The 26,382-nt window shown below is 67.0% G+C and carries 25 protein-coding genes and 2 pseudogenes; 7 read left to right on the forward strand and 20 right to left on the reverse strand.

Features of this window, described 5'->3' with window-relative positions:
- Window positions 1-103 precede the first annotated feature (103 nt).
- The 5 genes from ACQCSV_RS00765 to ACQCSV_RS00785 form a co-directional block, all read right to left on the reverse strand.
- Window positions 104-715, reverse strand: a complete 612-nt coding sequence (locus ACQCSV_RS00765) for a DUF305 domain-containing protein (RefSeq protein ID WP_354223325.1) — start codon at window positions 713-715, stop codon at window positions 104-106.
- A gap of 397 nt (window positions 716-1,112) precedes the next feature.
- A complete protein-coding gene (locus tag ACQCSV_RS00770; protein ID WP_354223323.1) occupies window positions 1,113-3,242 on the reverse strand; it encodes a heavy metal translocating P-type ATPase in 2,130 nt (709 codons plus the stop codon).
- Between the two features lie 57 nt (window positions 3,243-3,299).
- Window positions 3,300-3,617 carry a heavy-metal-associated domain-containing protein gene (locus ACQCSV_RS00775; protein ID WP_354155620.1) on the reverse strand — a complete coding sequence of 106 codons (318 nt, stop codon included), beginning with the start codon at window positions 3,615-3,617 and terminating at the stop codon, window positions 3,300-3,302.
- A gap of 338 nt (window positions 3,618-3,955) precedes the next feature.
- Complete coding sequence (locus ACQCSV_RS00780) at window positions 3,956-4,528, reverse strand: sulfocyanin-like copper-binding protein (protein WP_354223321.1); 573 nt, start codon at window positions 4,526-4,528, stop codon at window positions 3,956-3,958.
- Entirely contained in the window at window positions 4,525-4,779 is a 255-nt protein-coding gene (locus ACQCSV_RS00785) for an SHOCT domain-containing protein (protein WP_426939006.1), read from the reverse strand. Before ACQCSV_RS00785 ends, ACQCSV_RS00780 begins: the two co-directional genes overlap by 4 nt.
- A gap of 223 nt (window positions 4,780-5,002) precedes the next feature.
- Here ACQCSV_RS00785 and ACQCSV_RS00790 point away from each other — a divergent pair.
- Together ACQCSV_RS00790 and ACQCSV_RS00795 are read left to right on the forward strand one after the other, a co-directional pair.
- Window positions 5,003-6,732: pseudogene (locus ACQCSV_RS00790) on the forward strand (IS1634 family transposase).
- Between the two features lie 121 nt (window positions 6,733-6,853).
- Window positions 6,854-7,081 carry a hypothetical protein gene (locus ACQCSV_RS00795; RefSeq protein WP_354223319.1) on the forward strand — a complete coding sequence of 76 codons (228 nt, stop codon included), beginning with the start codon at window positions 6,854-6,856 and terminating at the stop codon, window positions 7,079-7,081.
- A 95-nt stretch (window positions 7,082-7,176) separates the two neighbouring features.
- Here the strand turns inward: ACQCSV_RS00795 and ACQCSV_RS00800 are convergent, their stop codons facing one another.
- Both ACQCSV_RS00800 and ACQCSV_RS00805 read right to left on the reverse strand, forming a co-directional pair.
- On the reverse strand, window positions 7,177-7,887 hold the full coding sequence (locus tag ACQCSV_RS00800; protein ID WP_426939007.1) for an HAD family hydrolase: 711 nt from the start codon (window positions 7,885-7,887) through the stop codon (window positions 7,177-7,179).
- Between the two features lie 39 nt (window positions 7,888-7,926).
- Window positions 7,927-8,154: pseudogene (locus tag ACQCSV_RS00805) on the reverse strand (universal stress protein); the annotation flags it as partial.
- A gap of 426 nt (window positions 8,155-8,580) precedes the next feature.
- On the opposite strand from ACQCSV_RS00805, the gene ACQCSV_RS00810 reads away from it, so the two are divergent.
- The 5 genes from ACQCSV_RS00810 (at window position 8,581) to ACQCSV_RS00830 (ending at window position 16,233) form a co-directional block, all read left to right on the forward strand.
- Window positions 8,581-9,636 (forward strand): zinc-dependent alcohol dehydrogenase family protein, encoded by a 1,056-nt coding sequence (locus tag ACQCSV_RS00810; RefSeq protein WP_354156458.1) that lies wholly within the window; start codon window positions 8,581-8,583, stop codon window positions 9,634-9,636.
- Window positions 9,637-9,914: 278 nt separating this feature from the next.
- Window positions 9,915-10,229, forward strand: coding sequence for a cation-transporting P-type ATPase (locus ACQCSV_RS00815; RefSeq protein WP_354156459.1), 315 nt, complete (start codon window positions 9,915-9,917; stop codon window positions 10,227-10,229).
- A gap of 52 nt (window positions 10,230-10,281) precedes the next feature.
- Entirely contained in the window at window positions 10,282-12,714 is a 2,433-nt protein-coding gene (locus ACQCSV_RS00820; RefSeq protein ID WP_354223315.1) for a phosphoketolase family protein, read from the forward strand.
- Between the two features lies 1 nt (window position 12,715).
- The gene (locus ACQCSV_RS00825) at window positions 12,716-15,931 is read left to right on the forward strand and encodes a beta-phosphoglucomutase family hydrolase (RefSeq protein ID WP_354223313.1); all 3,216 of its coding nucleotides are present in this window, start codon (window positions 12,716-12,718) and stop codon (window positions 15,929-15,931) included.
- 50 nt (window positions 15,932-15,981) lie between these two features.
- Window positions 15,982-16,233, forward strand: coding sequence for a hypothetical protein (locus ACQCSV_RS00830; protein ID WP_354156462.1), 252 nt, complete (start codon window positions 15,982-15,984; stop codon window positions 16,231-16,233).
- Between the two features lie 243 nt (window positions 16,234-16,476).
- On the opposite strand, the gene ACQCSV_RS00835 is transcribed toward ACQCSV_RS00830, so the two are convergent.
- From ACQCSV_RS00835 to ACQCSV_RS00895, 13 genes are all read right to left on the reverse strand, one after another.
- A complete protein-coding gene (locus ACQCSV_RS00835; protein ID WP_354156463.1) occupies window positions 16,477-16,905 on the reverse strand; it encodes a universal stress protein in 429 nt (142 codons plus the stop codon).
- A complete protein-coding gene (locus ACQCSV_RS00840; RefSeq protein ID WP_354223312.1) occupies window positions 16,902-17,498 on the reverse strand; it encodes a V-type ATP synthase subunit D in 597 nt (198 codons plus the stop codon). The genes ACQCSV_RS00835 and ACQCSV_RS00840 overlap by 4 nt, the downstream gene beginning before the upstream one ends.
- Entirely contained in the window at window positions 17,495-18,994 is a 1,500-nt protein-coding gene (locus ACQCSV_RS00845) for a V-type ATP synthase subunit B (RefSeq protein WP_354223310.1), read from the reverse strand. The genes ACQCSV_RS00840 and ACQCSV_RS00845 overlap by 4 nt, the downstream gene beginning before the upstream one ends.
- Complete coding sequence (locus tag ACQCSV_RS00850; RefSeq protein WP_354223308.1) at window positions 18,991-20,727, reverse strand: V-type ATP synthase subunit A; 1,737 nt, start codon at window positions 20,725-20,727, stop codon at window positions 18,991-18,993. Before ACQCSV_RS00850 ends, ACQCSV_RS00845 begins: the two co-directional genes overlap by 4 nt.
- Window positions 20,727-21,317 (reverse strand): hypothetical protein, encoded by a 591-nt coding sequence (locus ACQCSV_RS00855; protein WP_354223306.1) that lies wholly within the window; start codon window positions 21,315-21,317, stop codon window positions 20,727-20,729. The genes ACQCSV_RS00850 and ACQCSV_RS00855 overlap by 1 nt, the downstream gene beginning before the upstream one ends.
- A gap of 26 nt (window positions 21,318-21,343) precedes the next feature.
- Window positions 21,344-21,568, reverse strand: coding sequence for a V-type ATP synthase subunit F (locus ACQCSV_RS00860; protein WP_354156468.1), 225 nt, complete (start codon window positions 21,566-21,568; stop codon window positions 21,344-21,346).
- A gap of 13 nt (window positions 21,569-21,581) precedes the next feature.
- The gene (locus tag ACQCSV_RS00865) at window positions 21,582-22,016 is read right to left on the reverse strand and encodes an ATP synthase subunit C (RefSeq protein ID WP_354156469.1); all 435 of its coding nucleotides are present in this window, start codon (window positions 22,014-22,016) and stop codon (window positions 21,582-21,584) included.
- Window positions 22,013-23,344 carry a V-type ATPase 116kDa subunit family protein gene (locus ACQCSV_RS00870; RefSeq protein ID WP_354223304.1) on the reverse strand — a complete coding sequence of 444 codons (1,332 nt, stop codon included), beginning with the start codon at window positions 23,342-23,344 and terminating at the stop codon, window positions 22,013-22,015. Before ACQCSV_RS00870 ends, ACQCSV_RS00865 begins: the two co-directional genes overlap by 4 nt.
- Window positions 23,331-24,260, reverse strand: coding sequence for a hypothetical protein (locus tag ACQCSV_RS00875; RefSeq protein ID WP_354223302.1), 930 nt, complete (start codon window positions 24,258-24,260; stop codon window positions 23,331-23,333). Before ACQCSV_RS00875 ends, ACQCSV_RS00870 begins: the two co-directional genes overlap by 14 nt.
- A gap of 11 nt (window positions 24,261-24,271) precedes the next feature.
- On the reverse strand, window positions 24,272-24,751 hold the full coding sequence (locus ACQCSV_RS00880; protein ID WP_354156472.1) for a hypothetical protein: 480 nt from the start codon (window positions 24,749-24,751) through the stop codon (window positions 24,272-24,274).
- A complete protein-coding gene (locus ACQCSV_RS00885; RefSeq protein WP_354223300.1) occupies window positions 24,739-25,206 on the reverse strand; it encodes a Tn3 family transposase in 468 nt (155 codons plus the stop codon). The genes ACQCSV_RS00880 and ACQCSV_RS00885 overlap by 13 nt, the downstream gene beginning before the upstream one ends.
- A 122-nt stretch (window positions 25,207-25,328) precedes the next feature.
- Window positions 25,329-25,988 carry a hypothetical protein gene (locus ACQCSV_RS00890; protein WP_426939008.1) on the reverse strand — a complete coding sequence of 220 codons (660 nt, stop codon included), beginning with the start codon at window positions 25,986-25,988 and terminating at the stop codon, window positions 25,329-25,331.
- Window positions 25,985-26,242, reverse strand: coding sequence for an SHOCT domain-containing protein (locus ACQCSV_RS00895; protein ID WP_354223296.1), 258 nt, complete (start codon window positions 26,240-26,242; stop codon window positions 25,985-25,987). The genes ACQCSV_RS00890 and ACQCSV_RS00895 overlap by 4 nt, the downstream gene beginning before the upstream one ends.
- Window positions 26,243-26,382: the final 140 nt, after the last annotated feature.

The raw sequence follows: 26,382 nt of genomic DNA on the forward strand, positions 1-26,382 counted from the left end.
GTGGCAGCGTGAAGTCGAGCGTCACCAGGCAACACAACGCCGCATCAGAGACCTTCTAAGCGACCTTGATGAACAAGGTGATTACATTTGAGACAGTTCCCGTTCAGAGGCTCGCCAGCAGGCCCTTCATCTCTTGGATTTCGGCTGTCTGGGAGGTCACGATTGCCTTGCTCAGCTGGATGGCGTCGGGGTTCTTGCCTTGGCTGATTTCAGTCTGGGCCATCGTCACGGCGCCTTCGTGGTGGGCGATCATCCGGGTCAGGAACAGCTTGGCCGCTTCGGTTCCCTGGGCGGCGTCGAGCTTCTTCAAGTCGCCATCGCCCATCATCCCGTCGCCCATGCCATGGCCGGAGGCCATCTGGGCCGGTTCGTTCCAGGTCTTGAGCCAGCCCATCATCTGCTCGATTTCGGGTGCCTGGGCAGCTTTGATCTTGGTGGCGAGTGCGGTGATCCGGGCATCCATGTCCTGTTTCTTGAGCATCATGTCGCTCATCTCCACGGCCTGGGCGTGGTGCGGGATCATCCCTTGGGTGAACATGGTGTCCGCCGCGTTGTGGTCGGCGGCGGCCGGGGCTGAGCTGGAGGACATCCCCATCCCGTTTTGGCCCATGCCCGGCGTGGTGCTGGCAGGTGCACTTCCGGAGGTCCCCGTGCAGCCCGCAAGGGCTATGACGGCGGCAATTCCAAGGGCAGAAATGGTCACGGTTTTCTTCATGGAGTTCAAGTCCTTTAAATCATCAAATCGGCGTTGTTGCACGCGACTCCGGATCACACGCCCATAACCGGCCTGAACAGCCGGCAGGTGTGTATCGGGTAAGCGGGGCGCGCCGGGCAGGAGACGGCGCGGCTTGGGCCGTTTACGTCCGGCTGATGGAGAGTTGGCCCGGAGAAGGACTTCGCGGAATGAACTCGTACCCGCTGGTGGGAACGCCGGTGATGGGCATGCCCAAAATGCCGGCGACGAATCGTCAGTAATCCCGCGAGAAGGGCTGCCCGGCGGAGAAACGCCGTGGCGCGCCTGGCTGAGATGGCGGTCATGGCGTTCCTCCTTCGCTGCGGTCTGGATGGTTTCAAGATTACTGGCCCGGGACGGTCCCGGGCGGCTGCAGGGTTCAGCGGACCTGGGCGGGGTTGAGTTTCAGCCGGCGCAGCAGCTGGGCGTTCAGGGCGACGACGATAGTGGAGATGGACATGAGTACGGCACCCGCGGCGGGGGATAGGAGGATGCCGGCGAAGGCGAGTACGCCGGCGGCCAGCGGGACGGAGATGATGTTATAGCCGGTGGCCCAGATGAGGTTTTGCCACATTTTCCGGTAGCTGGCCCGGGAGAGGTCCAGCATGGACAGGACGGCCCGGGGGTCGTTGCCGGCCAGGACGACGCCGGCGGATTCCATTGCGACGTCGGTGCCGGCGCCGATCGCGATGCCGACTTCGGCCCGGGCCAGGGCGGGGGAGTCGTTGACGCCGTCGCCGACCATGGCGACCTTGAGTCCGCGGGTCTGGAGTTCGGCGACCTTCTTGTCCTTGTCGGCCGGGAGGACTTCGGCGAAGACTTCATCGATGTTAAGTTCTTCGGCAACGGCGCGGGCGACCTGTTGGGCGTCGCCGGTGATCATCGCGACCTTGATGCCGCGGTCCTGCAGGGCTTTGACGGCCTGCCGTGATTCGGTGCGGACGGCGTCCTCGAGGCTCACAGCGCCGAGGACACGGTGCCCGTCAATGATGTGCAGGACGGCGGCGCCGCGGTCGATCCAGGCCTGGGTGGCGGCGGCCAGTGCTTGCGGTTCTTCCGCTTCGAGGTCGCGGAGCAGGGCCGGGCCGCCGACCTGGATGGTTTTGCCGTCGACCGTGGCGCGGACACCGCGGCCGGTCATGGACGAGAATCCGGTAGCCGTCGGAATCGCCAGACCCTGTTCCTGCGCGGCCCGGACGATGGCCCGTGCCACCGGGTGCTCGCTGTCCGCTTCAACGGCTGCGGCCAGTGCCAGGAGCTCGTCCCGGTCCACGCCCTCGGCGGCCGCGATGTCCTTGAGTGCGGGTTCGCCCCTGGTGAGGGTCCCGGTCTTGTCGAAGAGCACCACGTCGACGGTCCGCATGCGCTCCAGGGCCATCCGGTTCTTGATCAGGACACCGGCCCGGGCGGCCTGTTCAGTGGAGATGGCGATGACCAGGGGGATGGCCAGGCCCAGGGCATGGGGGCAGGCGATCACGAGCACGGTGACGGTACGGGTAACGGCGTCGGGAATGCTGCCCAGCAGCGACCAGACAATGAACGTGACGACCCCGGCGCCGGCGGCGAAGTAGAACAGGAACGCGGCGGCCCGGTCGGCCAGGGCTTGTGCCTTGGAGGAGGAGGCCTGCGCCTCGGCGACCAGGCGTTGAATCCCGGCCAGGGCGGTGTCATCCCCGACGGCGGTGACCTGCACGCGGACGGTATTGTCTGTGGCCACGGTCCCGGCGACGACCTTATCGCCGGGTGAGCGGAGGACGGTCCTGGATTCTCCGGTGATCATCGATTCATCGAACTCGGCCTGGCCGTCAACGATGGTGCCGTCGGCCGGCATCCGGGCTCCGGAGCGGACCAGAACGGTGTCCCCTGCCACGAGCTCGCTGACCTTGACGGTCTCCGTGCCCTCCGCGGTGATCCGGTCCGCTTCGTCCGGCAACAGAGCGGCAAGAGCGTCGAGCGCACCCCGTGCGGAGCCGAGGGCGCGCATCTCCATCCAGTGCCCCAGCAGCATGATCGCCACCAGCAGGGCCAGCTCCCACCAGAAGTCCAGGTCAAAACCGCCGATCCCCAGGCTGGTCACCCATGAGGCGACGAAAGCGACACTGATGGCCATGGCGATCAGCAGCATCATGGCCGGTTTCCGGCTCTTCAACTCCTCCAGGCCACCTTTGAGGAAGGGCTGCCCGCCGTAGAAGAAAATTACGGTGCCCAGCACCGGCGGGATCCAGACCGAACCGGGAAAGGCCGGGGGTGCATAGCCCAGCAGACCTCCGAACATGGGGCTGAAAAACACCACCGGCACCGAGAGTGCCAGGGTCACCCAGAACCTCTTCTTGAACATCGCCACGCTGTGGCCGGCGTGCTGGCCCTGTGTGTGCACCATGTGCTCGTCGTCCATGCCGCCGGCATGGCCGGTGTGGGCATCCGGTGCATGCGCGACGGCGGGCCCGCTGCGCGGAGCCCTTGGCGCGTCCTGCCGGCCGGAAGGTCCGTTGTGGTGGTCGTGGTCCATTGATGTGCTCCTTGGGAATTTCCTCCGGCACCGGGCGGCCCGCCCGGTGCCGCTGGACTACTCGCTGGTCGTTAAGCTGTATCCGGCGCAGGTCACGGCGTCCCGGACCGCGTCGCCGCTGGCTGTCCCGGCTACCGTCAGGCAGGACGTTCCCCCGGCGAGGAGCTCGACGGTCGCGGACTCCACCCCGTCCACGGAGGCGACGGCTTTTTCAACGGTCTGGACGCAGTGCCCGCAGGTGAGTCCCTCAAGCCAGTACACGGACCCGTCGGCCGTGGCCGGCGTCTGTGTTCGGGCCCCGGTCGAGCAGCAGCCGCGGCCGGACTGCTCCAGGGCGGCGAGGGGAAGGTCGGTCCGGGTGTCTGTTCCGCACATGTCAGCTCGGTCCTTTACGAGAAGGAGTGATGGGGTGCTGGGGTTGAACGGCTGTGACGGCCCGGGAAATTCCGTAGAGCCTGGACAAACCACTTCACTGACAACTCCCCAAATATACCCCTAGGGGGTATATCTTGGCAAGGGGGTCCCGGCGTGATGTCCCCCTCAGACAATGCGTCGACACGGGTGCCGGGTGAAACCCCGTCTACGGTGAATCCTGCGATCCCAGTCGACCGCGCGATCCATACGCCGCGAAAGGAATTAAGGGCTTGGCCGCTGCGGTCGCATGATCCCCGGCAGCGACTGTATTTGCTACATCCTGAACTCCCCGGGCGGGGCTAGGTGACCGTGAGCTGGGTGTACATGCCGGCGGCATAGTGGCCGGGGAGGTTGCAGACCAGTTCATATCGTCCTGGCGGCAGCGTGATGGTGACCCAGCCCGACGCGCCGGGAAGGATTCCTTGCCCCGTGCCTTCGGCGCAGGTGCTCGACGCTTCTCCGAGACTGCCGGCCTCATCGATTTTGGCGTCGCCGCCGATCGGACGGGTTCCGGGGACCTGGTCGGCAGGAAGGGGAAGAATGGCCAGTTCATGGCTGATGGTGCCCGCATTGGTGACCAGGAAGGACACCGTGCCGTGTGCCACCGTACTTCGGTCTGCCGTCATTCGCATGGCGCCGCCCATCATGCCGTTGCGCCGGCCCATCATGGGGCCGCCCATGTTGGTCAGTGAAACGCTGACGACCGGCCCGGGAAGATTCGGAGCCGCACACCGGGCGCGGGACAGAAAACCACTGCCCCCGGGATTCACAAGATTGCCCACGACGCCCACCGCTACGAGCGAGAGCGCGGTCAGAAGGATCACGGCTGCGATCCCGAGGATGACCTGCCCGCGGCGGGAAAGGGTCTTCATTCCTGCCGCCTGAGTGCCGTGCGCCGTGCAGTGAACTCCTGCTCGTCGATTTCCCCGCGGGCGAAGCGCTCGTTGAGAATACGCTCGGCGTCGAGGTGCGGCGGCCGCGGAGCGGCCGCCGCACCCGGATGGGTACGCCGGACCAGGAGCACAACGACAGTGACCACCCCGCCCCAGAAAATCAGCATCAGCACGGCCATGGCCACCCACGCGCCGACACCCCAGCCGTTCCCGTACCAGCCATCCATCATGATCAGACCTCCTCCGACGACCCTAGCGCCGGGCAGGCTCTCGGAACAGAGGCCTAATAATTTAGGCTGAAGTTACGTTGGTCCTTTCCTCGTTTTCCTTCTGGATTCCGGGGGAAGGACCATTTTTGTACCGACATTTGTAGCCACTAAATTATTTTGAAAATCTCTTCACTTCGACCGCGGTGAAGCGTATTGTCGGGGTATGACCAAGGCAGCGCCTGCCATGCATGTAGCCGTGAATACTTCCCGCCGGACGAACAAGTCCGGGGTGGAGGTCGAGTACCGCTCAGTGCTGCTGCGCCGCTCCTTCCGGGAGGACGGGAAGGTCAAACACGAAACCCTCGCCAACCTCTCGGCGCTGCCGGCTCCAGCCATTGACACGCTGAAGGCGTCGTTGGCGGGCAAGACGATGGTGGAGGCCGGAGTGGCGTTGCAGATCACCCGCTCCCTGCCCCACGGCCATATCGAAGCCGTGTACGCCATGGCCCGAGGACTCGGGTTCGAGGCGATGGTGGGGCCAGCGTGCCGGGAACGGGATCTGGTCATGGCGTTGCTGGCCGCACGGATCTGCGCGCCGTCCTCGAAGCTGGCGACCCTGTCCTGGTTCGCCGACTCTACCCTCGGGGCTGACCTGGGGCCGGTGAGCACCGATGACCTGTACCGGGCCATGGACTGGCTCGGCACCCGCCAAGCACAGATTGAAAAAGCCTTGGTCCTCACCTATCTGCGCCCGGAGGCGAACCCGGAGAAACTGGCCCTGTTTGATCTTTCCTCCTCGTGGGTGACCGGCACCCACAACCCCCTGGCCGCGCATGGCTATTCCCGGGACAAAAAGCGCGGGGTGGAGCAGATTGAGTACGGGATGCTGGCCACCCGTGCCGGGATCCCCGTCACGGTCCGCGTGTTACCGGGGAACACGGCGGATCCGACCGCTTTCATTGCCATCGCTAAGGAAATCCAGGCCCTCGCCGGGGTGGAAGACATGGTCATGGTCGGGGACCGGGGCATGATCACCTCCGCCCGCATCCAGGACCTGAAAAACACCGCCCTGGGCTGGGTCAGCGCCCTGCGCAACACCGCCATCCAGGCCCTCGCCGAGGACCAGGGCCCCTTGCAAATGAGCCTGTTCGATCAGCAGAACCTCGCCGAAATCAGCCACCCGGACTACCCGGGGGAACGGCTGATCGCCTGCTACAACCCCGCCCTGGCTTCCCTGCGCAAACACAAGCGCGAAGAGCTCCTTGACGTGACCGAAGAACGGTTGAAAACCATCCAGAAAGCCGTGACCGCGGGCCGGCTCAAGGACGCCGGGAAGACCGGGCTCAGAGTCGGGAAAACCCTGGGGAAGAACAATATGGCCAAGCACTTCACCCTCACCATCACCGACACCACCTGGCCTGGGAACGGAACCCGGAAACCATCGCCAGGGAAGCCGATCTGGATGGGATCTATGTCATCCGCACCAGCGTCAACGAGGACACCATGGGCGCCGCCGAGACGGTCCGGGTTTACAAGTCCCTGGCGAACGTGGAAAAGATTTTCAAAACCCTCAAATCCCGGGACCTGCACATCCGCCCGATCTACCACCACACCGAGGAACGCACCCGCGCCCACGTGTTCCTCTGCATGCTCGCCGGGCACCTGACCTGGCACCTGCGTCAGGCCCTCACACCCCTGACCTTCACCGACGAAGACCGGCCCGTCCCCGAGGAGCCCGTCGCCTCCGTGCACCGCTCCACCGCCGCCGCACGGAAGGCCAGCACCCGCACCCTGGACGACGGCACCCCGGCGCGCTCCTACCAAGCCCTTCTCCGCCACCTCGGCACCAGGACCAGAAACACCATGAAAATGACCGGCACCACCGGCACCTTCGAGCTACTCGCCGCGCCCACCGAAACCCAGCACCAAGCCCTAAACCTCATCCACGACCACGCCACCAACCACAGAAAGTAGCCAGACACCCCAAACCAAAAGACAGGAAGATCCCCGGCAACCCGGGGATCTTCCTGTCTTAACTCACGTAACTTCAGTTTAGGCGGACGAGGAAGCCACCGCGGAGTTGGAATCGGTCATCATGGACGAACCCGACCAGCTCCTGCACTTCGCCCAGCCGCTGCGCGACCGGCTCCAAGTTCCGCGCTCCACGATCTACGGCCACCTCACCAAATCAAGCATCGGACGTCGGCCCACCGCCGGGGCCCTGGCCCGGCGTAACAGCAGTTCCGGCCAGAACCCCTGCTATCCGGCCCTCACCCCGCTTAGCGTGACTTTCCCGAGCATTGGTCAAGCCCCATACCCGTAGCCGGCCTCTGCGTACGGCAGGGGCCGCAGCTCGAACACCCCGTTTAAGTAGGAGCCAGGCAAGCCGTGCGGCTCACCCTCGTCCAGGTTGGCCCGCTAGCCAATATGCCCGTTGGAGAGCGCGAACACTGATTCGGTCTGGGCCAACAGCCCGAGATCCAGACCTGTTTCCCGAAGACACCACGGTTCGGTCACAAAGTCCGGATGTCCGATCATGACCGGGCCGGAACGTCCATCATGTCGGACACGACGATGTCGGCGCCGTGGTCCAGAAAGGCCTGAGCCTGCCCAACCCGGTCCACCCCGATGACCTGACCGAAGCCACCGGCCCGGCCGGCCTCCACCGGCCAGCGAATCCCCAAAGACGGCACATTCGCCCGGTTTCATCCCCAGCGCGCGGGCCGCTGCCAAATATATGTCCGGTGCAGGCTTGCCCAACAGATTTTCGCGCCGGGCTGTGAGGCCGTCGATGAGCCGGCCAAAGAGGTCCTCAATGTTGGCGGCGGCAAGCACCGCCTGGCAGTTGGCGCTGGATGACACGACGGCGCAGCGCAGACCGCCTCGGCGAACCGCATGCACGAACCGCGCGGAGCCTTCAAACACCTCGACGCCGTCCTCGCGAATGCGGCGTTGCACAATCTCGTTCTTGGCGTTGCCGAGCCCGAACACAGTCCCGGTGCCGGCTGCATCATCCGGCTGACCCTCCGGCAGGGCGAGGTCCCGCGAGGCGAGCAACGACCGAGTACCGTGGGCACGGGATTTACCATCAACGTAGCGGTCGTAGTCGGCACCAGCTTCGAAGTGCACGAAGGGTGTCCGGCCGTCCTCGTTAGCACACCGTCCAAATCAAAGAGGCATGCCCGCAGACCCTTGTCCAAACCGCCGTCGTGGCGTCGGCCCGGACCGGAGGCCTTCACGTCCGGGATCGGGGACGATGACGACCGGGCAGCGGGCGTGGGCCACCACATGCTGACTCACCGAACCAAGCAGAACCCCGGCGAAACCGCCATGGCCCCGGGAACCTACCACCAGCATGGCCGCGTCCTGGCCTGTACGAATGAGCGCTTCTGCGGGGTGTCCCTCGACGGCCTCTCACCTGATCTTCACCCCATGTCGTCCCGCGGCCTCTTGCCCGATCCTGGTTATCTCGGCGGTCGTTTCATCAGCCAATTGTTTCGCCGTTTCGCCGGAGGGACCGATCCGCGGGGTCCATGCGTTCGGGGCCGGGTAAGTTTCGGGAGGTTGCCAGGCAAAGACCGCAAGGGTTGTGACGCCGCGTAGCTTCGCCTCCGCGAGTGCCCACTCCAAGGCCGCCACGCTGGCCCCGTGCAGCGCGAACCACCGCAGCCGACGGACCGCTTGATCCCCGGTCATGGAAGAAGGTCTGAAGGCGTGTTGCCCAGCAATCGGAGGTATACGCTTAGCGCAACTCGTGTAGAACAGCGATACCGCCGAACGCAGCTCTCGAGTGAGAGCCCTTGGCCGAACCAAGGAATGACGATGAAAGCACTTGTTTATCACGGTCCCGGCCAGAAGGCATGGGAAGACGTACCCGAACCCAGGATTCACAAACCGACCGACATCATCGTGAAGATCGAAACCACGACCATTTGCGGGACGGACCTCCACATCCTCAAAGGCGACGTTCCAGCAGTCGAGGACGGTCGCATCCTCGGGCACGAGGGCGTCGGCACGATCACTGAAATCGGATCGGCGGTGACAAGCCTCACGATCGGCGACCGCGTAATCATTTCTTGCATCTCCGCGTGCGGACATTGCGACTACTGCAAGCAGGGAGTACTCTCCCACTGCCTGGGCGAAGAGGGGGCTTCGGGCATCGGCTGGATTCTCGGGCACCTCATCGACGGGACACAGGCCGAATTCGTGCGCGTCCCGTACGCAGAGACTTCCGTTTACAAAATCCCGGACGGAGTCAGCCCGCAAGCGGGGACATTGTTGTCCGACATCCTGCCCACGGGCCACGAAATCGGCGTGCGGTATGGTGCTGTCAAGCCCGGTGACGTCATTGCCGTCATCGGTGCCGGACCCGTCGGACTCGCCGCTATCACCACCGCGCAGCTTTATGGTCCGGCCCGGATCATTGCGATCGACGTCGACCGGAACCGCGTGGAGCAGGCGAAACGGTTCGGAGCCACAGACAGCGTCGTGTCGACCGATGCCGACTGGAAAGATCAGGTGATGGCCCTTACCGACGGTCTCGGAGTCGACGTCGCCATCGAAGCGGTGGGAATACCGGAGACGTTCACCATGGTCCTGGACATCGTCAGACCCGCCGGTCACGTCGCCAACGCCGGGGTACACGGCAAGAGTGTGGACCTGCCGCTGGACAAACTCTGGATCTCGAACATCACCATCACCACGGGCCTGGTGAACACCAACACGACCGGCACCCTGCTCAAGCTCGTCGCGCAAAGGAAGTTGCCCGTGGACCAATTCGTCAGCCACGCGTTCGATCTCCATGACATCGAAAAGGCATACGACACCTTTTCGCGGGCCGCCGAAACAAAGGCGCTTAAGGTGATGCTCAACGCGTAAGCATCTCCCAAGCACAGACGCCAAGCCTCTCGCACCCAATCTGCATGGGAACTGATGCTGAAATCACAGGACGGAGCTACCGCGAGTGCGCAGATGCTCCAGGGATGCCGCCCGAGCCTGGCGGCCCGGGCGGGGACGGCCGGTGGTTCCCCGGCCCGATGAGTTGCGTTACGGCCTTCTTCGGCCCCGGCAGGCACGATGACCTGTTCGTTGGTTTGTGCCGTTTATGTCTGCACCGCGCTGGCACAGCCAGATCTCCCGGACCCAGGAAGGCCAAGATGATTTTCCAACGACCCACGACCGTGGGGAGTGACCTGACGGGGCCGGAGCATGCAGCTGTCCGCTCTGCGGACACCTCCGAGAGAGCCGGGCTTTCTGCGCAGGAAGTTGCCGTGCGGGTTCAGGTCGGTTCGACCAACGTTATGCCCGACCGTTCCAGCCGGAGCCTGTGGGACATTTTCAGGGCCAACGTCCTGACCCTTTTCAACGCCATCGTCGCCGGCAGCTTCGTACTGCTCGTGCTGCTCGGTCAGTGGCGGAACGCGTTGTTCGGATTCGCGGCCGTAACGAAGCTGTCGGGTCAGTACATCTAGTCGCCGCCCCGGCGCCCCGTCCCCGTTCCTTCATCGACAGCTAGGACCACCTTTGACAGACCATCAGCTTCCGCAAACCGTGGAACCCGTGCTCAGCCCCGATCAGCTGGAGCGCATTCACGCTTGGTGGCGGTCCGCGAACTACCTCGCGGTCGGCCAGATCTACCTCATGGATAACCCGCTGCTGCGCGAGCCGCTGCGCCCGGAGCACATCAAGCCGCGGCTCCTGGGGCATTGGGGGACCACCCCGGGCCTGAATTTCATTTACGCACATCTGAACCGGGCCATCATGGACCGGGACCTGGACATGATCTACGTCATGGGGCCGGGGCACGGTGGCCCGGGGCCGGTGGCGTCGGCCTGGCTGGAAGGTACCTACAGCGAAACGTACCCGGATATTTCCCAGGATCTTGCCGGGATGAAGCGGCTGTTCCGACAGTTCTCCTTCCCTGGCGGCATTCCCAGCCATGTGGCTCCGGAGACACCGGGGTCCATCCACGAGGGCGGGGAGCTCGGCTACGCACTCTCGCACGCCTACGGGGCGGCATTCGATAACCCGGACCTCGTTGTGGCGGCCGTGATCGGTGACGGGGAAGCAGAAACTGGCCCGCTGGCCGCGAGTTGGCACTCCAACAAGTTCGTGGATCCCGGCCGGGACGGGACCGTCCTGCCGATCCTGCACCTGAACGGGTACAAGATCGCCAACCCCGCCGTCCTGGACCGGATCAGCCATGAGGAACTGGACTCGCTGTTGCGCGGGTACGGCCACACACCGTATTACGTGGAAGGTTCCGACCCGGAACAGATGCATCACGACTTCGCCCGGACCCTGGATACCTGCCTGGACCAGATTCTTGAGATCAAGCGCGCCGCCCGTGAGGAGGACCGCACCGAACGGCCCCGCTGGCCCATGATCGTCCTGCGCTCTCCCAAAGGCTGGACCGGACCGGCTGAAGTCGACGGACTGAAGGTCGAAGGGAGCTGGCGTTCGCACCAGGTGCCCTTCACCCAGGCCCGCGAAAACGACAGCCACCGCGCCGTGCTCGAACAGTGGCTGCGCAGCTATCGCCCCGAGGAACTCTTCGACTCTGCCGGGGCACCCGTGGAGGCGGTCCGCGGGCTACACCCGGTCGGGGAGCGACGCATGAGCGCCAACCCCCACGCAAACGGAGGACTGTTGCTGCGCGACCTGCGCATGCCAGAGTTTGCCGATTATGCCGTACCCGTGACCGATCCCGGCACCGGGGCCGTGGAATCGACCCGGGTCCTGGGCACGTTCCTGCGGGACATCATGGCCGCAAACATGGACAATTTCCGGGTCTTCGCCCCGGACGAAAACAACTCCAACCGGCTGGGGGCAATATTCGAGACCACCGACCGGGCCTGGAACGCCCGGACCGTTCCAGGGGATGACCATCTCGCCCGCGACGGGCGGGTCATGGAAATCCTCTCCGAACACACCTGCCAGGGCTGGCTGGAAGGGTATCTGCTCTCCGGCCGGCACGGATTCTTTTCCTGCTACGAGGCGTTTATCCACATCGTCGACTCGATGTTCAACCAGCACGCCAAGTGGCTGACCACAACGAACGGCATCCCGTGGCGCCGGCCGGTCGCCTCCCTGAACTACCTCCTGACCTCCCACGTGTGGCGGCAGGACAACAACGGGTTCTCACACCAGGACCCCGGATTCATCGACCACGTGATCAACAAGAAGACCGACGTCATCCGCGTCTACCTGCCCCCGGATGCCAATACCCTCCTGTCCGTTGCCGACCACTGCCTGCGCAGCCGCCAATACGTCAACGTCATCGTCGCCGGCAAGCAGCCGGAGCTGCAGTACCTGGACATGCAGCAGGCCATCGTGCACTGCACCAAAGGCATCGGCATCTGGGACTGGGCCAGCTCGGATGCGGATGGGGACCCTGACGTCGTCATGGGCTGCGCCGGTGATGTGCCAACAATGGAGACCCTCGCCGCCGCTGACATCCTCCGCGGGCGGTTCCCGGATCTGAAGATCCGGGTGGTCAACGTTGTTGACCTCATGCGCCTGCAGGACGACAAGGAAAACCCCCATGGCCTGCCCGGGCGGGACTTCGACGCCCTGTTCACTACCGACAAACCGGTCATTTTCGCCTACCACGGCTACCCGTGGCTGATCCACCGCCTCACATACCGCCGGACCAACCACGGCAACATCCATGTCCGCGGCTACAAGGAGGAAGGCACCACCACAACCCCGTTCGACATGTGTGTTCTCAACCAGCTCGACCGGTTTAACCTGGCCATCGACGTCATCGACCGCGTACCCGGGCTGAAGGATGTCTCGGCACATGTCCGCGAGGAGCTCAAGAACAAGCTCATCGAGCACCGCCAGTACGTCCGCACCCATGGCGAAGACATGCCAGAGATCAGAAACTGGCAGTGGCCGGGGGCACCCGCAGCCACCAACCAGCCGCCCAACGAGCCAGTCGTGGAGCCTGTCTAGGATGACCCGGGCCAGTCGCGGCGGCCCCGGGGCGCCCAACCTTTCCCGGCATGGCGCTGCGCTGCCGTTTGACGCGGTCCTTTTCGACATGGACGGAGTCGTCACGGACACCGCTGCCGTGCACGCGGCAGCTTGGAAGAAGCTCTTCGACGCTGTCTTTGCCGATCCGAGGCTGAATTCCGGCGGCAGGGTTGAGCCTTTCGACGAGGACGCAGACTACCGCAAATACGTCGACGGCCGGCAGCGTGAGGACGGAGTGGCTGCGTTCCTGGAATCACGAGGTATCAGGATTCCTGCCGGCTCCCCGGCAGACGGGGCGGACGTCTGGTCCGTCCACGGGCTCGGCGCCCGGAAGAACGACCTTTTCCTCGACTCCGTCTCCCGCGACGGCGTCCGCGCCTACCCGGGGTCCGCTGCGCTGCTGAACCGTCTGCGGGCCGGAGGTGTCCGGGTCGGTCTGGTGACGGCCAGCCGCAACTCCCGTGCCCTGCTGGCGGCGGTGAAACTGGAGGCGGAGTTCAACGTGGTCGTCGACGGTCAGACAGCCGCCGAGAAGAACCTGCCGGGCAAACCGGATCCGGCCATGTTCCTCGAGGCGGCTCGCGAGCTCGGTGCGTCCCCGGAACGTACCGCGGTCATCGAGGACTCCGACGCCGGCATCCGGGCCGGACGCCGCGGCGGCTTCGGACTGGTCGTGGGCATCGACCGCAGCGGGCGCCAGGACAGGCTGGAAGCGGCGGGCGCCGACGTGGTCCTCGGAGATGTCGCGGAACTGGATCTGGGAGCCTCCAGCACCGACCCGTGGACGCTGGTCTACGAAGGGTTCGACCCGGCGCACGAGGGTCACCGCGAGGCGCTGACGGCTCTGGGTAACGGCTACATGGCAACCCGTGGGGCACATCCGGAGCACCGGGACGACGGGATCCACTACCCCGGTACGTACCTGGCCGGGGTCTATAACCGGATTTTGAGCAGCGTCCACGGCCAGAAGCTGGAAGAGGAGCATCTGGTCAACGTCCCGAACTGGTTGCCGGTGGACGTCAGCATCGGCGGCGGACCCTGGTGGTCCGCCAATGACATCCAAGCCTCCCATGAGCGCCGCGAACTGGATCTGCGGCGCGGCGTGCTGACACGTCGTGCCCTGCTGACCGGGCCGCAGGGACAGCGGCTCATCGTGGTGCAGCGGCGGCTGGTATCCATGCACAACCCGCATCTGGCGGCGCTTGAGATGACCCTGACGGCCGATGGCTGGAGCGGCACCGTGCGTGTCCGCGCGGGCATCGACGCAAGTGTGGCGAACACCAACGTCCGTGACTATGCAGGTATCGGCCAGCGGCACCTGACCGATCCTGAGTTTACGGAGATGGACAGCGGCACTGTCCTGTGCGAAGTCCAGACGAGCCAGAGCCGGATACGCATCGCCCTCGCCGTCCGGACCATGTTCCTGGGCGCCCTGGGGACAGAGCCCCGCGCTGCGGACACCGTCCGCCGAGGATATCGGCGGCAGTTTGACCTGCGGCTGGCCGACGACCAGCCGGTCACCATGACCCGGACTGCCGCGGTGGCTACGTCCCGGGACGGTGCCATCTCATCGCCCTCGACCGGGGTTCTGGCGGAACTCTCCCGCAGCCGGGACGACGGCGGCTTCGCCGCGCTCCTGGAGGATCACGAAGCAGCATGGCGGCGCCTGTGGGAGCGGTTCGCGATCACCCTTGACGCCGACCGGCAGTCCCAACTGGTGCTCAACCTGCACGTGTTCCACCTGCTGCAGACGGTCTCCGTCCACGCCGCCGCCCTGGACGCAGGCGTGCCGGCGCGCGGCCTCCACGGGGAAGGGTACCGGGGGCATGTTTTCTGGGACGAACTGTTCGTGTTTCCGGTGATCGGGCTGCGGCTTCCCGCCATCAGCCGGGCGCTCCTGGACTACCGTTGGAGGCGGCTCGGTGCGGCACGGGAGGCCGCCCGCGCGGCCGGCCTCCGGGGTGCCATGTTCCCCTGGCAAAGCGGCAGCGACGGACGGGAAGAGACGCCCCGGCAGCTCTACAATGCCAGGTCCGCCCGCTGGATGCCGGACAACTCCAGCCGCCAGCGGCACGTCGGCTTGGCGGTTGCGTTTAATGCGTGGCAGCACTTCCAGGTCACGGGAGACCTGGGCTGGTTGACGGCGCGCGGCGGGGAACTGATTATCGAAGTGGCCCGGATGTTCGCCTCCCTGGCCACCTATGATCCGGTGGAGGACAGATTCCACATTTCTGGGGTGATGGGACCGGACGAATACCACGACGGGTATCCGGATGCACCCGGAGGGGGCCTTCGTGACAACGCCTACACCAATGTGCTGGCTTCCTGGGTCTGCGAACGCGCCGCAGAGGTGCTGCACGTGCTCGCCGGTCATCCAGGCCGGGATCTGACCGACCGCCTGCACATCACCCCCGAGGAGACCGGTCTCTGGTCCCGTCTGGCCCGCCGGCTCGCCGTGCCCTTCCAACGGGACAATGTGATCAGCCAGTTCCACGGCTACGACGACCTGTCCGAACTGGACTGGCCGCGCTACCGTGCGAAGTATGGCAACGTCGGCCGGCTGGACCTGATCCTCGAAGCCGAAAACGACGAAACGAACCGGTACAAATTGGCCAAACAGGCAGACGTACTGATGCTGATTTATCTGCTGGGCCCCGCAGGGGTGATCGACCAGCTTCACCTTCTCGGCTATTCACTCACAGGTTCCGATCTTGAACGCACGGTGGAGTACTACCTCGCCCGCACCTCCGACGGCTCGACACTCAGCCGCGTGGTGCACGCATCGGTCCTCGCCCGGATCGACGGATCCCGTGCCTGGGAGGTCTTCCGTGAGGCCCTGGTCGCGGACCTGGACGACACCCAGGGAGGCACCACCCGGGAAGGAATCCATCTGGGCGCCATGTCCGGGACCGTGGACCTTGTTGTCAGGGCTTTCGCGGGCCTGCAGACGGAAGCGGATGCACTGACCTTTGATCCGAGGCTGCCCGGCCAGCTGGGCGACCTCGGATTCCAGGTGCAGTACCGGGGCCACCGGATTGAAGTGTCCCTGAACGCGGACACTCTTCAGATCCGGCTGCAGCCCGGCACGGCACCGCCCATCCGCGTCGGTGTCAAAAAAAGCTACGCGGTCCTCGCCGGCGGGGAAGGAAAGGAGTTCCCACTAGTGCCGCCGGGACGACAGGACCGTCCGGGCTGAAGGGCCACCATCGAAGATGCCGTCGCCAGCACAAGCGGCCAGGTACGCCAATGAATAAGACCAGAGTGGCAATCAACGGATACGGAGTCATCGGCAGGCCGGTAGCCGGCGCGGACCTGCTGCAGCCGGACACGGGACTGATCGGCGTCGCCGATATCATCACCGACTGGCGGATCCGCGGTCGCGGCTTGGACCTTCCCGGTGCCGGTGTTCGGCACCCTGTTGTCCATCGTTGTCCTTGGGGGAACGCCAGAGCAGTTGGAGCCTGGCCGGGACGGCCCCGGTTCTGGTCCTGGTTCTGATTCTGGTGTCCATGGTTGCCCTTGTGCTGCCGCGAAGAAAGCCCGCCCTGCAAAGGCCTGACAGCTTCCCCGGCCTCCGGGCCCGGCATCAGCGCTGAACCAGCGGATGCCTTATCCGCGCACCCTGATCGTCCACGAGCGCTTCCTTACAGGACCGGTACGAAAGATGCTCTTCAAGAACTTCATGCCGGTTCTATGCTCGATGCTTCTGACTTGTGAGCCTGGCAGGGGCCCTGGCCTGGCCTAGAGCGGGACCACCATTACGGGCACGCCGGAGAACTCTAGGACCTGCAGGGTGTGGCTGCCGATGTAGGGTGTTGCGCTGCCGGGCCGGTCCACCAGCGCCAGGACGATCAGGGCGGCGTGGACCTCGCGGGCGTCGGCCAGTATCTCGGCGGCCACCCGTCCGGTCCGCCGGCTGACAGACACGTCAAGGCTGGCCGCTGCCCCCAGCGCGGCCACATGGCGCAGGGCAGCCTCGGCTGCAGGATCCTCCTGCTTGGCCGGCGCGTCAAGGTCGAAGCTGCCCAGATGCCCCGACAGCGCCCCGGGGTTCTTGACCGTCACCACCCGCAGCTGCGCGCCGAGCCTTTTCGCGTAGCCCACGGCCACCTCGGCTGCCCGGAACGCCGCATGGGAGTCGTTCACCGCCACCAGGATCACATCGTTCACGGCGCAGCCTTCCTGTCCGCGGCCCACCGCAGCCGCAGGCTCTCTTCGAGTTCCTGCGCGTCCAACTGCCGCCGGATCTCCAGCAGCTCGTTTTCCAGCCGGGGGATCCACCGGTTCTCCACCGCCCGCTGCCGGGTGCGGGCTGCGGCGAGTTCCGCCGTCACCAGCATTTCGGCCCGCTGGACCGCCGCATACCGGACCCCGGCCTCCAGCGCCCTGCGGTGGACCGACGCCGCGTAGGACAACGCCGAGCTTCCGCCCGCCAGGGGAACTGCGGGGAAACTGCACTCCGGATCGTCCGGATACACCACGCCCATGGTGCTGATCCAGCGCAGCTGCACGGCGGCGGGGACCGGCGGCGCGGCGGCCGCGAGCTGCCCGCTTCCGTCCAGGGCGGCAGCGCGGCGCAGCCAGAGCGCGGCTTCGCCGGCCAGCTCCTCCCACTCCGCGCGGGCCCGTTCCGCCCGGAGCTGGAGCCGTTCCAGCTCGTCCGCCAGGATGTGCTGCTTGCGGTCCAACAGGCGTGCGCCGTGCCGGGCGGTAGTCAGCCGCCGCTCCACCCGGACCTTACCCGCACGCCCCGTGCTGCTCATGGCCGGTCACCGCCTTCGGATCCGTCCCCGCCGGTAACGTCCCCGCCGGTTACGCCCTCGCCGGTCACGCCCTCGCCAGTATCGCCGGTATCACCGTGGGAGCCATCCGGGTGCGGGAGGTACCGTTCCAGGAAAGCGGTGGACACCATGGTCAGCTCCTGTTCCGGCAGCGCCGCCAGCGCCGCCCAGGCCCGGCCCAGGGTGTCGTCCAGGGTCCGGGGCTCGTCCCGCCCCTGGTTGAAAAGCCCGGTCTCCACCAGCGTCCGGTACCGGATATAGCTGCGGTCCGTTTCGCTCAGCGCCGCCGCACCCACCAGCTCCGCCAGTTCGGTGGCCTGCCGGGCACGGGCCATGGCGGCAAGCACCTGTGCCGCCACATCCAGATGGTCCTCGCGCGTCCGGTCCTTCCCGGCCCCGCTGCGCATCAGCCGCGACAGCGAGGACAGCACGTCCACCGGCGGGTAGATGCCCCGCGCCGCGATCTCCGGCGACAGGACAATCTGCCCCTCCGTGATGTAGCCCGTCAGGTCAGGGACCGGGTGCGTGATGTCCCCCGCCGGCATGGTCAACACCGGAACGATCGTCACCGAGCCCTCGTGGCCCTTGACCCGGCCACAGCGCTCGTACAGGGTGGCCAGGTCGCTGTACAGGTATCCGGGATAGCCGCGCCGGGCTGGGATTTCACGCCGCGCCGCGGACACCTCACGCACCGCCTCGGCGTAACTGGTCATGTCCGACATGATCACCAGGACGTCGTGGCCTTCGGTGTACGCCAGGTGTTCGGCGATGGTCAGCGCGATCCGCGGGGTGAGGATCCGTTCAATGACCGGATCGTCGGCGGCGTTCAGGAGGAGCACCAGTTCCTCGCCGGCGGAGCGTTCCTCCAGCCGGTCCCGCACGTAGGCGATGTCCGCGTGGGTCAGGCCCATGGCCGCGAACACCACCCGGAAGGACTGGCCGCCCGAGGTGGCCTGAGCCGCGATCTGGGTGGCCAGCGTCAGGTGCGGAAGGCCCGGCACCGAGAAGATGGGAAGCTTCTGCCCCCGGACCAGGGTGGTCAGCCCGTCGATGACGGAAATGCCGGTGAGGACAGGGTCCTGCGGCGGTTCTCGGAACACCGGGTTCAGCGGCCAGCCACTCACCGGAAGGGAGGCGGTGCCCATGACGGGAGGGCCGCCATCGAGCGCTTCCCCGCGGCCGTTGCAGACCCTGCCCAGCCAGTCGGTCCCCACCTGGATGTGCAGGGGCTGGCCCTCGAACCGGATCCGGATGCCGCCCAGGGACATGCCGTCGGTGCTTTCGAGCACCTGCAAGGTGGCCAGGTCCTGGTCCACTTCCAGCACCAGGCCGTGGCGGCGCCCGCCGCCGTCCATGTCGATGGTGGCGAACTCGTCCCAGCCCACGCCGTCGATCCCGCCGGCCACCAGCAGCGGCCCGCGGAGCTCCCGGATGTCCCCGTATGCAATCTGCCCGGCCAAGCCTTCGATGTTGCTCACTGCAGGGCCTCCAATGCCTTGAGTATCTCGGCGCTGCGGGCCGTCACCGCTGCCGCGTCCGCCGGCCCGGTTTCTTCGCGGGCCCGGAGGACCGGGCCCAGGTCAGCCTGCTCCACGGTGGTGGCCGCCACGCCGCGTTCCACAAGTTTCTGGCATGCATCGACGACGTCGAGCACCAGGTTCAAAAGGGCGGCGCCTTTTTCCGCGGAACAGAAGGCGTCGTTGGGACTCAGCGCGTTCTGCATTAGCACGCCGTCCCGCAGCAGCCGGCCGCCCAGCAGCACCATCCGTTCGTGGCCCGGCAGGGACGAGGTCCCGATGATTTCCGCCAGCTCGGCCAGGCGGTCCGCCTCGGCCAGCAGCGCGGCGGCGCGGGCCCGGCGCTCGGCCCAGCCCGGCTGCCCGTTGCCCGCATGCCAGCTGCCGATGGCTTCGGCGTCGCGGGCGAACGAGCCGGTCCAGCTCACAGCCGGGTAGTGCCGGGAGTAGGCCAGGTCCCGGTCCAGCATCCACAGGGACCGGACAAACCGCTGGGTATCCGTGGTCACCGGCTCGGTCATGTCGCCGCCGGCAGGGGAAACAGCACCGATCACCGTCACCGAGGCCGTCTTGCCGCCGAGCGTGGTCACCCGGCCGGCCCGTTCGTAGAAGGAGGCCAGCTCGGAGGCGAGGTTGGCCGGGTAGCCCTCCTCGGCCGGAAGGTCACCGTTGCGGTTGGCGAACTCGCGCAGTGCCTCCGCCCAGCGGGACGTTGAGTCCGCGATCACCACCACGTCGTAGCCCATGTCGCGGTAATACTCCGCCACGGTGATCCCGGTGAAGATGCTGGCCTCGCGCGCCATCATGGGCATGTTCGAAGTGTTGGCGATGATCACGGTCCGGTCGATCAGCTTTCCGCCGGTGCGCCCGTCCTCCAGCTGGGAGAGCCCGTCCAGGACATCGGCCATTTCGTTGCCGCGTTCCCCGCAGCCCACATAGACAATGACGTCGGCATCGCTCCACTTGGCGATCTGCTGCAGCATCATGGTCTTGCCGGTGCCGAAACCGCCCGGGACCGCGGCGGCAGCGCCCCGCGCCACCGGAAACAGCAGGTCCAGGACCCGCTGGCCGGTGTGCAGCGGCACGGTGCCGGTGTGCCGGGACCGGAAGGGCCGTGGCCGGCGCACGGGGCTTTGTTCGGATACGGCCACTTTGTGCCCGTCCACCACCGCGACCGTATCCAGGACGTGGACCGTGCTTTCCAGTGCGATCCAGCTGAGTTCACCGGACACACCGGCCGGCACCATGACGTGGTGCTCCACGGACCCGGACTCCGGCACGGTGCCCAGGACGTCCCCTGCGGAAACCCGGGTGCCCGCCGCCGCCGCCGGCTTGAACTTCCATTCGCGGGCCAGGACCGTGGGGTCCTCCGCGGAGCCGGACCGCTCGGGGGTCAGCCACATCGACGCCGATGACAGCGGGCGCAGGAGGCCATCGAACACCTGGCCCAGCAGGCCCGGGCCCATCATCCCGGACAGCTCCCCGCCGGTGGGGGCAGCGATGTCGCCGGCCTTCAGTCCGCCCGTGTACTCATAGGCCTGCAGTGTTGCCCGGCTTCCGGCGATGGCCACGGTTTCGGCACTGATGCGGCTGGGCCCCACGGCGATCAGCTCCAGCATGGACAGCGCTTCCACGCCCTCGATTTCCACCAGGGGGCCGCTGACCCGAACCACTGTGCCCTCCCGGCTGCCCATCAGCGGCTCCACAGTTGGCTCGCGGCGGGCAGGGATTCCAGGGTCATCCCGGCAAGCACGGGAAGGGAGAGGTCCAGGCGGCGCGACCCGGCCTCGGCGACCACGCCGCCGTCGGGGCTCTCGGTCACGCTGGCGTCCGGGCCGAGCAGCTCCCGGCACTGTTCTTTCAGCCGGGCCATCAGCTCCGGGTAGCGGGGGTCCCCGGTGAGCCCGACGGCGGCCTGCCGAACCTGGCGGTGGAGTTCCGTCCGGAGGGCATTGCCCTGGGCCAGGACGAGCTCGTGTGCCTGGCGGCGCGCCCGGGCCGAGCGCAGCGCGGTCTCGGAGCGGGCGGCGGCCTCGCCCTCGGTTGCCGCGGCGGCGAGGATGGCTGCGGCCTCGGCCTTAGCGGCCTCCAATAAGGCGGTGGCTTCTCTGGCGGAGTTGTCCCGGAATCCGGTGGCCTGCTTTTCCGCGGCCGCCCGGAGTGCGTTCCGGACCGGTTCCAGGGCGGCGTCCGACCCGGCGGGGAGGCCCGGTGTGGCCACGGCTGATTTTGCGCCGCTTGCCGTTCCCAACGTCGCGGGGCCGATGATGGGTGTTCCGGTCATGGGCACGGCCCTCCTTGGTGCGTCGGTCACCGCGGGAGCACCACGGTCAGGGGCGCGTGGGGAGCGGCCAGGACGGACTCCAGCGCCTGCGCGGAACGGGGCGTGAGGATAACCATGGCCGTGTCCCGGGGCAGGGTGCTCCAGGCGGCGAGGATCTCCTCAGGGGTGGAGCCCGCGAAGACGCTGACGCCTGCCAGCCGGAACCCGTCCAGCAGAGCCTGTTCACCGATCGCGGCGATGGTCTGGGGCATGGTCCCGGTTCCCTCAGGCCTTGCCGATAAGGATGATGGCAATGATCAGCCCGTAGATGGCGATGCCTTCCGCCAGGCCCACCACCACCATGGCCCGGCCGAAGATTTCGGGCCGCTCACTCATCGCTGCCAGCGCCGCGGAGCCGGTGTACGCCACGGCGAAGGCTGCACCGATTGAGGACCCTGCCACGGCGATGGCTGCGGCGATCAGGGCTGAGCCGCCGGCACCTGCGGGCGTGTCCGCGGCCGCCGCGGCGACGGCAGGGGCGGCCGCCGCCGCCGGACCTGCGCCCAACGCGCCGGCCAGCACGGTCAGAGCCCCGGCCATCACGGCGATATTCAGGGCCGCCAGGATCTTGAACGCGGACTTCCGCCAGCGCCGGACCGCCAGGATGGCGCCTGTTGCTGCGATGAGGAAAACGGGGATGGCGCCGAACCAAAGGTTCACGGGAGCTGCCTTTCAGCGGGGATGGAATGGAGGGCCGGTTCTGCGGTGGGCTGGCCCGCAGTGATGGAGGACGCGGTGGGCGAGAGGTCCGGAGACCAGGGCCGGAACGGCCGGCCCTCGGACTGGAAGATCCGGGAAAACAGTTCGTAGTACTCCAGGCGCAGGGCCTGAATGCCGGCCACCAGGGCTTCCAGCCCGAAGGTGACGATATTTCCCACGAGGAACAGCAGGATGGCCGCGGCTGCGCGCCAGTCGGGAGCCCACAGCGCCGTAGTGCCGTTCCAGACCACCATCAGCAGGGCCGCGTGGGTCAGTCCGAAGGCGGCCAGACGGGCAAAGGAGACCAGGTTAGAGCCCAGCCGGATCACGGTGTCCACGAGTTCGATCACCGCCTGGAAGATGGCCGTGGCGCCGCCGCCGGCCTCGATGAAGAGGCCGATAAAGATGAAGACCAGCGCGCCGAGGGCTATCACGGCTGCCGCCAGGATCAGCACCCCGGTCCCGGTGCCCAGGCCCCAGACCAGAAGGCCCACGGCCAGGAACAGCAGGGAACCGGCGACGCCGGAACGGGCATAGAGCGCATACCCCCAGCCGCCCTCCCGGACACGGTTGATGGTGCCCATGGCGTAGGCGCCAGCCAGCAGGAACGCCCCCACGCCCAGCCCGGCCACCAGGAGCGGGACCGGATTCGCCAGCGGGTCGAGCCACAGCACCGGCACCAGGCCGGTGGGCCCGAAGGCCTCCCCGTACAGCGCGCCGAACACCATGGCGGCGAGCCCGGCCGCCCACACGAAAAGCCAGCTCCGCTGCAGTTTGGCGAGCACCTTGATCCGGCCGCTGCGCAGCAGGAGCCCGGCCACCAGCAAGATGGCGCCGTGCCCCACATCGCCGAACATCATGCCGAACATCAGCACATAGGCGAACCCGGCCAGGCGGGAGGGATCAAGGTCCGCATAGGGAACCGTCCCGTAGGTATCCACCAGCGTCCGGGAAACCCGGGCGCCGCCGTCGAGCATGGTGGGTGGCTGGATCCACCGCGGACGGGAGAGCGGGACCACTGCCCCTCCCAGCGGGGCGATGGCTGCCGCAAGGGCGGAGATGGCGTGCCGGGGCATCCATCCGGCCAGGGCCGCCGACGGTCCCGAGACGATGGCCGCGGCCGCCGCCTTCTCCAGTTCCTCGGCGCCGCTGCCCGGTGCGTAGGGGAGGTCCAGTTCGACGGCGCCGCTGCGGGCCACTTCCACGAGCATGCGCTGCCGGTCCTGCTCGGGCACCACCAGGGCCACCCGCTCCATGCGGACGGGGCCCTGGGATTCACGCCGCGGCATCGAGCACCTCGCTGGATCCGGAGCCGGCGGCAGCGGAAGTGAGCGCCGCCCGGACACGCCAGGCATCGGTGGACAGCACGGCGATGGCGCCGAGCACGACGTCCGGGCCGGGCATGGATCCGCGGAGCAGTTGGAAACCGTCCTTTTCCACCGCTGCGTGGAGCCGGGCTTCCGCGCGCCACAGCTCCTTGGGGGACGCGACACCCTGGAGTGCCGGCCGCAGCGACGGGGGCAGCGCGGCCGTGAACTCGGCGAGGCTGCGGGCAGTCTCCCAGGACCTGCCCAGGACGGGGCGCAGAAGGTGGACGGCGGGCGCCGGGGGTGTTCCGCCGTCGACCGTCAGAATTCGGGCTGCGGTGAGGGCGCACCGCGCACCGCACCACGGCCGAGCCGGAGCCGCGACGCCGGCCAGCCGCCGGGCCCACGCCACGGTGAGCGCGTCGCGCAGCGCGCCTGTGCCGGCAGTCGTTTGGGTGGCAGCGCCGACGTCGGCTCCCCACGCCGTGGCGGAAAGGACGCCGGCGAGCTCCTCACGAGATCCGGCAGCGGCCAGCCGGGGCCAGGCAGTGGCGAGGGCGCCCAGGTGATAGGGCTCGGGGGCCGCCGCACCGCCGGTGAGCCGGTGGGCCTGTGCCACGATGTTCTCGATTTCAAAAGTGCCTGCAGCGGCCCGGGCGATTGCGGTGCCGGAGGCCGGAAGCCAGCCGGCCAGCACGCGCAGCTGCCACAGGACTGTCTCCTGGACAGCGCGTTCGGCGGCTGCAAGCCCGGAGGCGCCGCGGAGCCGTTCCGCGTAGCCCGACTCCTGAAGGGAGGACAACGCGGACTCCACGGTGGGTTGGGCGGCCAGGGCGCGGCTGGCCCCGGCGCCCACACGGCGGTGCGCCATGGAACGCGCCCGCACGGTGGCAGCCACCCAGTCGGATTTCACTGGGGCCCGGCGTTGGTGGGTGCGGTGCTGCCCTGTGCGGTTTTGCCCGGGGCTGCGTTGGGCGGGGCCAGCAGGGTGTCCAGAACCTCGGTGACGACGGCGGGGATGCGCGCCCTGCCTGCCTCTTCCAGTGCCGTTGCTTCCTGGCGTGCCTGTTCCAGCACCTGCGCGTCGCTGTGGGAAGCGGCCTGTTCCACGCGGGCGGCGGCCTTTGCCCGCGCGGCACCGGCGTCGAGCCTGGCCTGGGACAGGATGGCGGCCGCCTGCGCGCGGGCGCGGACCACTTCCTCTTCCGCGCTGCGGCGTGATTCCTCCGCCAGCGCCGCATTTGCTGCGACGCCGTCCGCCAACGCGGCAAACACCGGCGCCAGTTCGGCCGCCGGACCCTGATCATCAGCAGCCGGCACACCCACCGGACCTGCAGCACCGGGAGCGCCCACGGGCCGAAACCGGTCCAGGATACTCAGTCGCGCCATGGCACCCCCTCGGAAATGTCCCTATAGCCACAGTCTAGGCACGGATCGGCTGCGCGACTGCACTGGGGAACATTACGAAGCCGGCCATAGTCCGCTGACCGGTTGATCCGCCACAGCTTGGCGTCGGGCAGGTCCGCGAGCACCGGGCGGTAGTCGTACCCCAGCAAGGTGACCAGTCCGAACACGATGTCGGAGTAGGAACCCTGGTCGGTGATCAGCACCTCGGGCCGGTGGCTGCCGCCTGGGTTGTGGAGCAGGTCCACGAAGTGAAGGGGGTCCTTCGGGGTACCCGACACCACCTTGGCTGCTAGCCCGAGGGACTGATCGGAGATCATGTTCAGCCAGGTCACGCCCTTCTTCCGGTGGAAGTACTCCGGGTTTGGGCGGCCATCGACGGAGCAGACCGGCACGATGAACCGCTCCCGTCGGCGGCGGCCACCAGCCCACCGCCCCACGCCTGTGCCAGGTCGCTGTACGGGGTCGAGATAACTACGGGCGATATTAGCCGTCAGCCGTAGAGCCACCAGCAATGAAGGACCTTCAGACCTCCCGCGCCTGATTATCTTAGGACTCACCTCTATGTTTTCTCAGCGGGCAGGCACGCCTTTGGCCCTCTCCGCGCCCACTGTTGCCCCCGCGCGGCTCTTCCGGGCCTTGGTTGCACCCTCCCCTTGCCCATGGTTACCGTTGCGCTGGGGTGTGTGCCTTCGCTGCGTGCTGCGGCGAGGCGGCCGCGAATCTGGGTTTCATTCGCACCGGTGTTTGCCAGGGATTCCGAAAACTTCTCGTGGTGTTCGGCCGAGCCATATCCGGCGGCCGACGTGCTCTCCGCTTTCAGGCCCTGGTCTTTGAGCCGGTTGCTGTCGTTGCCGGTGACGCGGTTTTCGATCTCGTGGCCGACGCTTTCCACGCGGGCAAAGAGTTCCTTTTCGGCTCGTTCGTACCGGAAGGACACCGTGCCGTGTGCCACCGTACTTCGGTCTGCCGTCATTCGCATGGCGCCGCCCATCATGCCGTTGCGCCGGCCCATCATGGGGCCGCCCATGTTGGTCAGTGAAACGCTGACGACCGGCCCGGGAAGATTCGGAGCCGCACACCGGGCGCGGGACAGAAAACCACTGCCCCCGGGATTCACAAGATTGCCCACGACGCCCACCGCTACGAGCGAGAGCGCGGTCAGAAGGATCACGGCTGCGATCCCGAGGATGACCTGCCCGCGGCGGGAAAGGGTCTTCATTCCTGCCGCCTGAGTGCCGTGCGCCGTGCAGTGAACTCCTGCTCGTCGATTTCCCCGCGGGCGAAGCGCTCGTTGAGAATACGCTCGGCGTCGAGGTGCGGCGGCCGCGGAGCGGCCGGTCCCTCACCCGGATGGGTACGCCGGACCAGGAGCACAACGACAGTGACCACCCCGCCCCAGAAAATCAGCATCAGCACGGCCATGGCCACCCACGCGCCGACACCCCAGCCGTTCCCGTACCAGCCATCCATCATGATCAGACCTCCTCCGACGACCCTAGCGCCGGGCAGGCTCTCGGAACAGAGACCTACGCCCCCGGCCAGCTGACACAAGGACCGCATGGTCCAAGTACCGTGGAAAAGCCTTCCAGAGAATGTCGTCCCAGTCTTGACGG

Origin of the sequence: Pseudarthrobacter sp. S3, from assembly GCF_050156905.1 — a bacterium.
Lineage (GTDB): Bacteria > Actinomycetota > Actinomycetes > Actinomycetales > Micrococcaceae > Arthrobacter.

Bases quoted from the DNA above. Each gene is read 5' to 3' on its own strand.
- ACQCSV_RS00840 (WP_354223312.1), bottom strand. From the start codon at position 17,498: ATGAGCAGCACGGGGCGTGCGGGTAAGGTCCGGGTGGAGCGGCGGCTG.
- ACQCSV_RS00770 (WP_354223323.1), bottom strand. From the start codon at position 3,242: ATGGACCACGACCACCACAACGGACCTTCCGGCCGGCAGGACGCGCCA.
- ACQCSV_RS00870 (WP_354223304.1), bottom strand. From the start codon at position 23,344: ATGCCGCGGCGTGAATCCCAGGGCCCCGTCCGCATGGAGCGGGTGGCC.
- ACQCSV_RS00815 (WP_354156459.1), top strand. From the start codon at position 9,915: ATGATTTTCCAACGACCCACGACCGTGGGGAGTGACCTGACGGGGCCG.
- ACQCSV_RS00830 (WP_354156462.1), top strand. From the start codon at position 15,982: ATGAATAAGACCAGAGTGGCAATCAACGGATACGGAGTCATCGGCAGG.
- ACQCSV_RS00890 (WP_426939008.1), bottom strand. From the start codon at position 25,988: ATGAAGACCCTTTCCCGCCGCGGGCAGGTCATCCTCGGGATCGCAGCC.
- ACQCSV_RS00850 (WP_354223308.1), bottom strand. From the start codon at position 20,727: ATGGGCAGCCGGGAGGGCACAGTGGTTCGGGTCAGCGGCCCCCTGGTG.
- ACQCSV_RS00785 (WP_426939006.1), bottom strand. From the start codon at position 4,779: ATGATGGATGGCTGGTACGGGAACGGCTGGGGTGTCGGCGCGTGGGTG.
- ACQCSV_RS00895 (WP_354223296.1), bottom strand. From the start codon at position 26,242: ATGATGGATGGCTGGTACGGGAACGGCTGGGGTGTCGGCGCGTGGGTG.
- ACQCSV_RS00810 (WP_354156458.1), top strand. From the start codon at position 8,581: ATGAAAGCACTTGTTTATCACGGTCCCGGCCAGAAGGCATGGGAAGAC.
- ACQCSV_RS00860 (WP_354156468.1), bottom strand. From the start codon at position 21,568: ATGCCCCAGACCATCGCCGCGATCGGTGAACAGGCTCTGCTGGACGGG.
- ACQCSV_RS00775 (WP_354155620.1), bottom strand. From the start codon at position 3,617: ATGTGCGGAACAGACACCCGGACCGACCTTCCCCTCGCCGCCCTGGAG.
- ACQCSV_RS00825 (WP_354223313.1), top strand. From the start codon at position 12,716: ATGACCCGGGCCAGTCGCGGCGGCCCCGGGGCGCCCAACCTTTCCCGG.
- ACQCSV_RS00795 (WP_354223319.1), top strand. From the start codon at position 6,854: ATGGACGAACCCGACCAGCTCCTGCACTTCGCCCAGCCGCTGCGCGAC.
- ACQCSV_RS00780 (WP_354223321.1), bottom strand. From the start codon at position 4,528: ATGAAGACCCTTTCCCGCCGCGGGCAGGTCATCCTCGGGATCGCAGCC.
- ACQCSV_RS00855 (WP_354223306.1), bottom strand. From the start codon at position 21,317: ATGACCGGAACACCCATCATCGGCCCCGCGACGTTGGGAACGGCAAGC.
- ACQCSV_RS00765 (WP_354223325.1), bottom strand. From the start codon at position 715: ATGAAGAAAACCGTGACCATTTCTGCCCTTGGAATTGCCGCCGTCATA.
- ACQCSV_RS00880 (WP_354156472.1), bottom strand. From the start codon at position 24,751: ATGGCGCGACTGAGTATCCTGGACCGGTTTCGGCCCGTGGGCGCTCCC.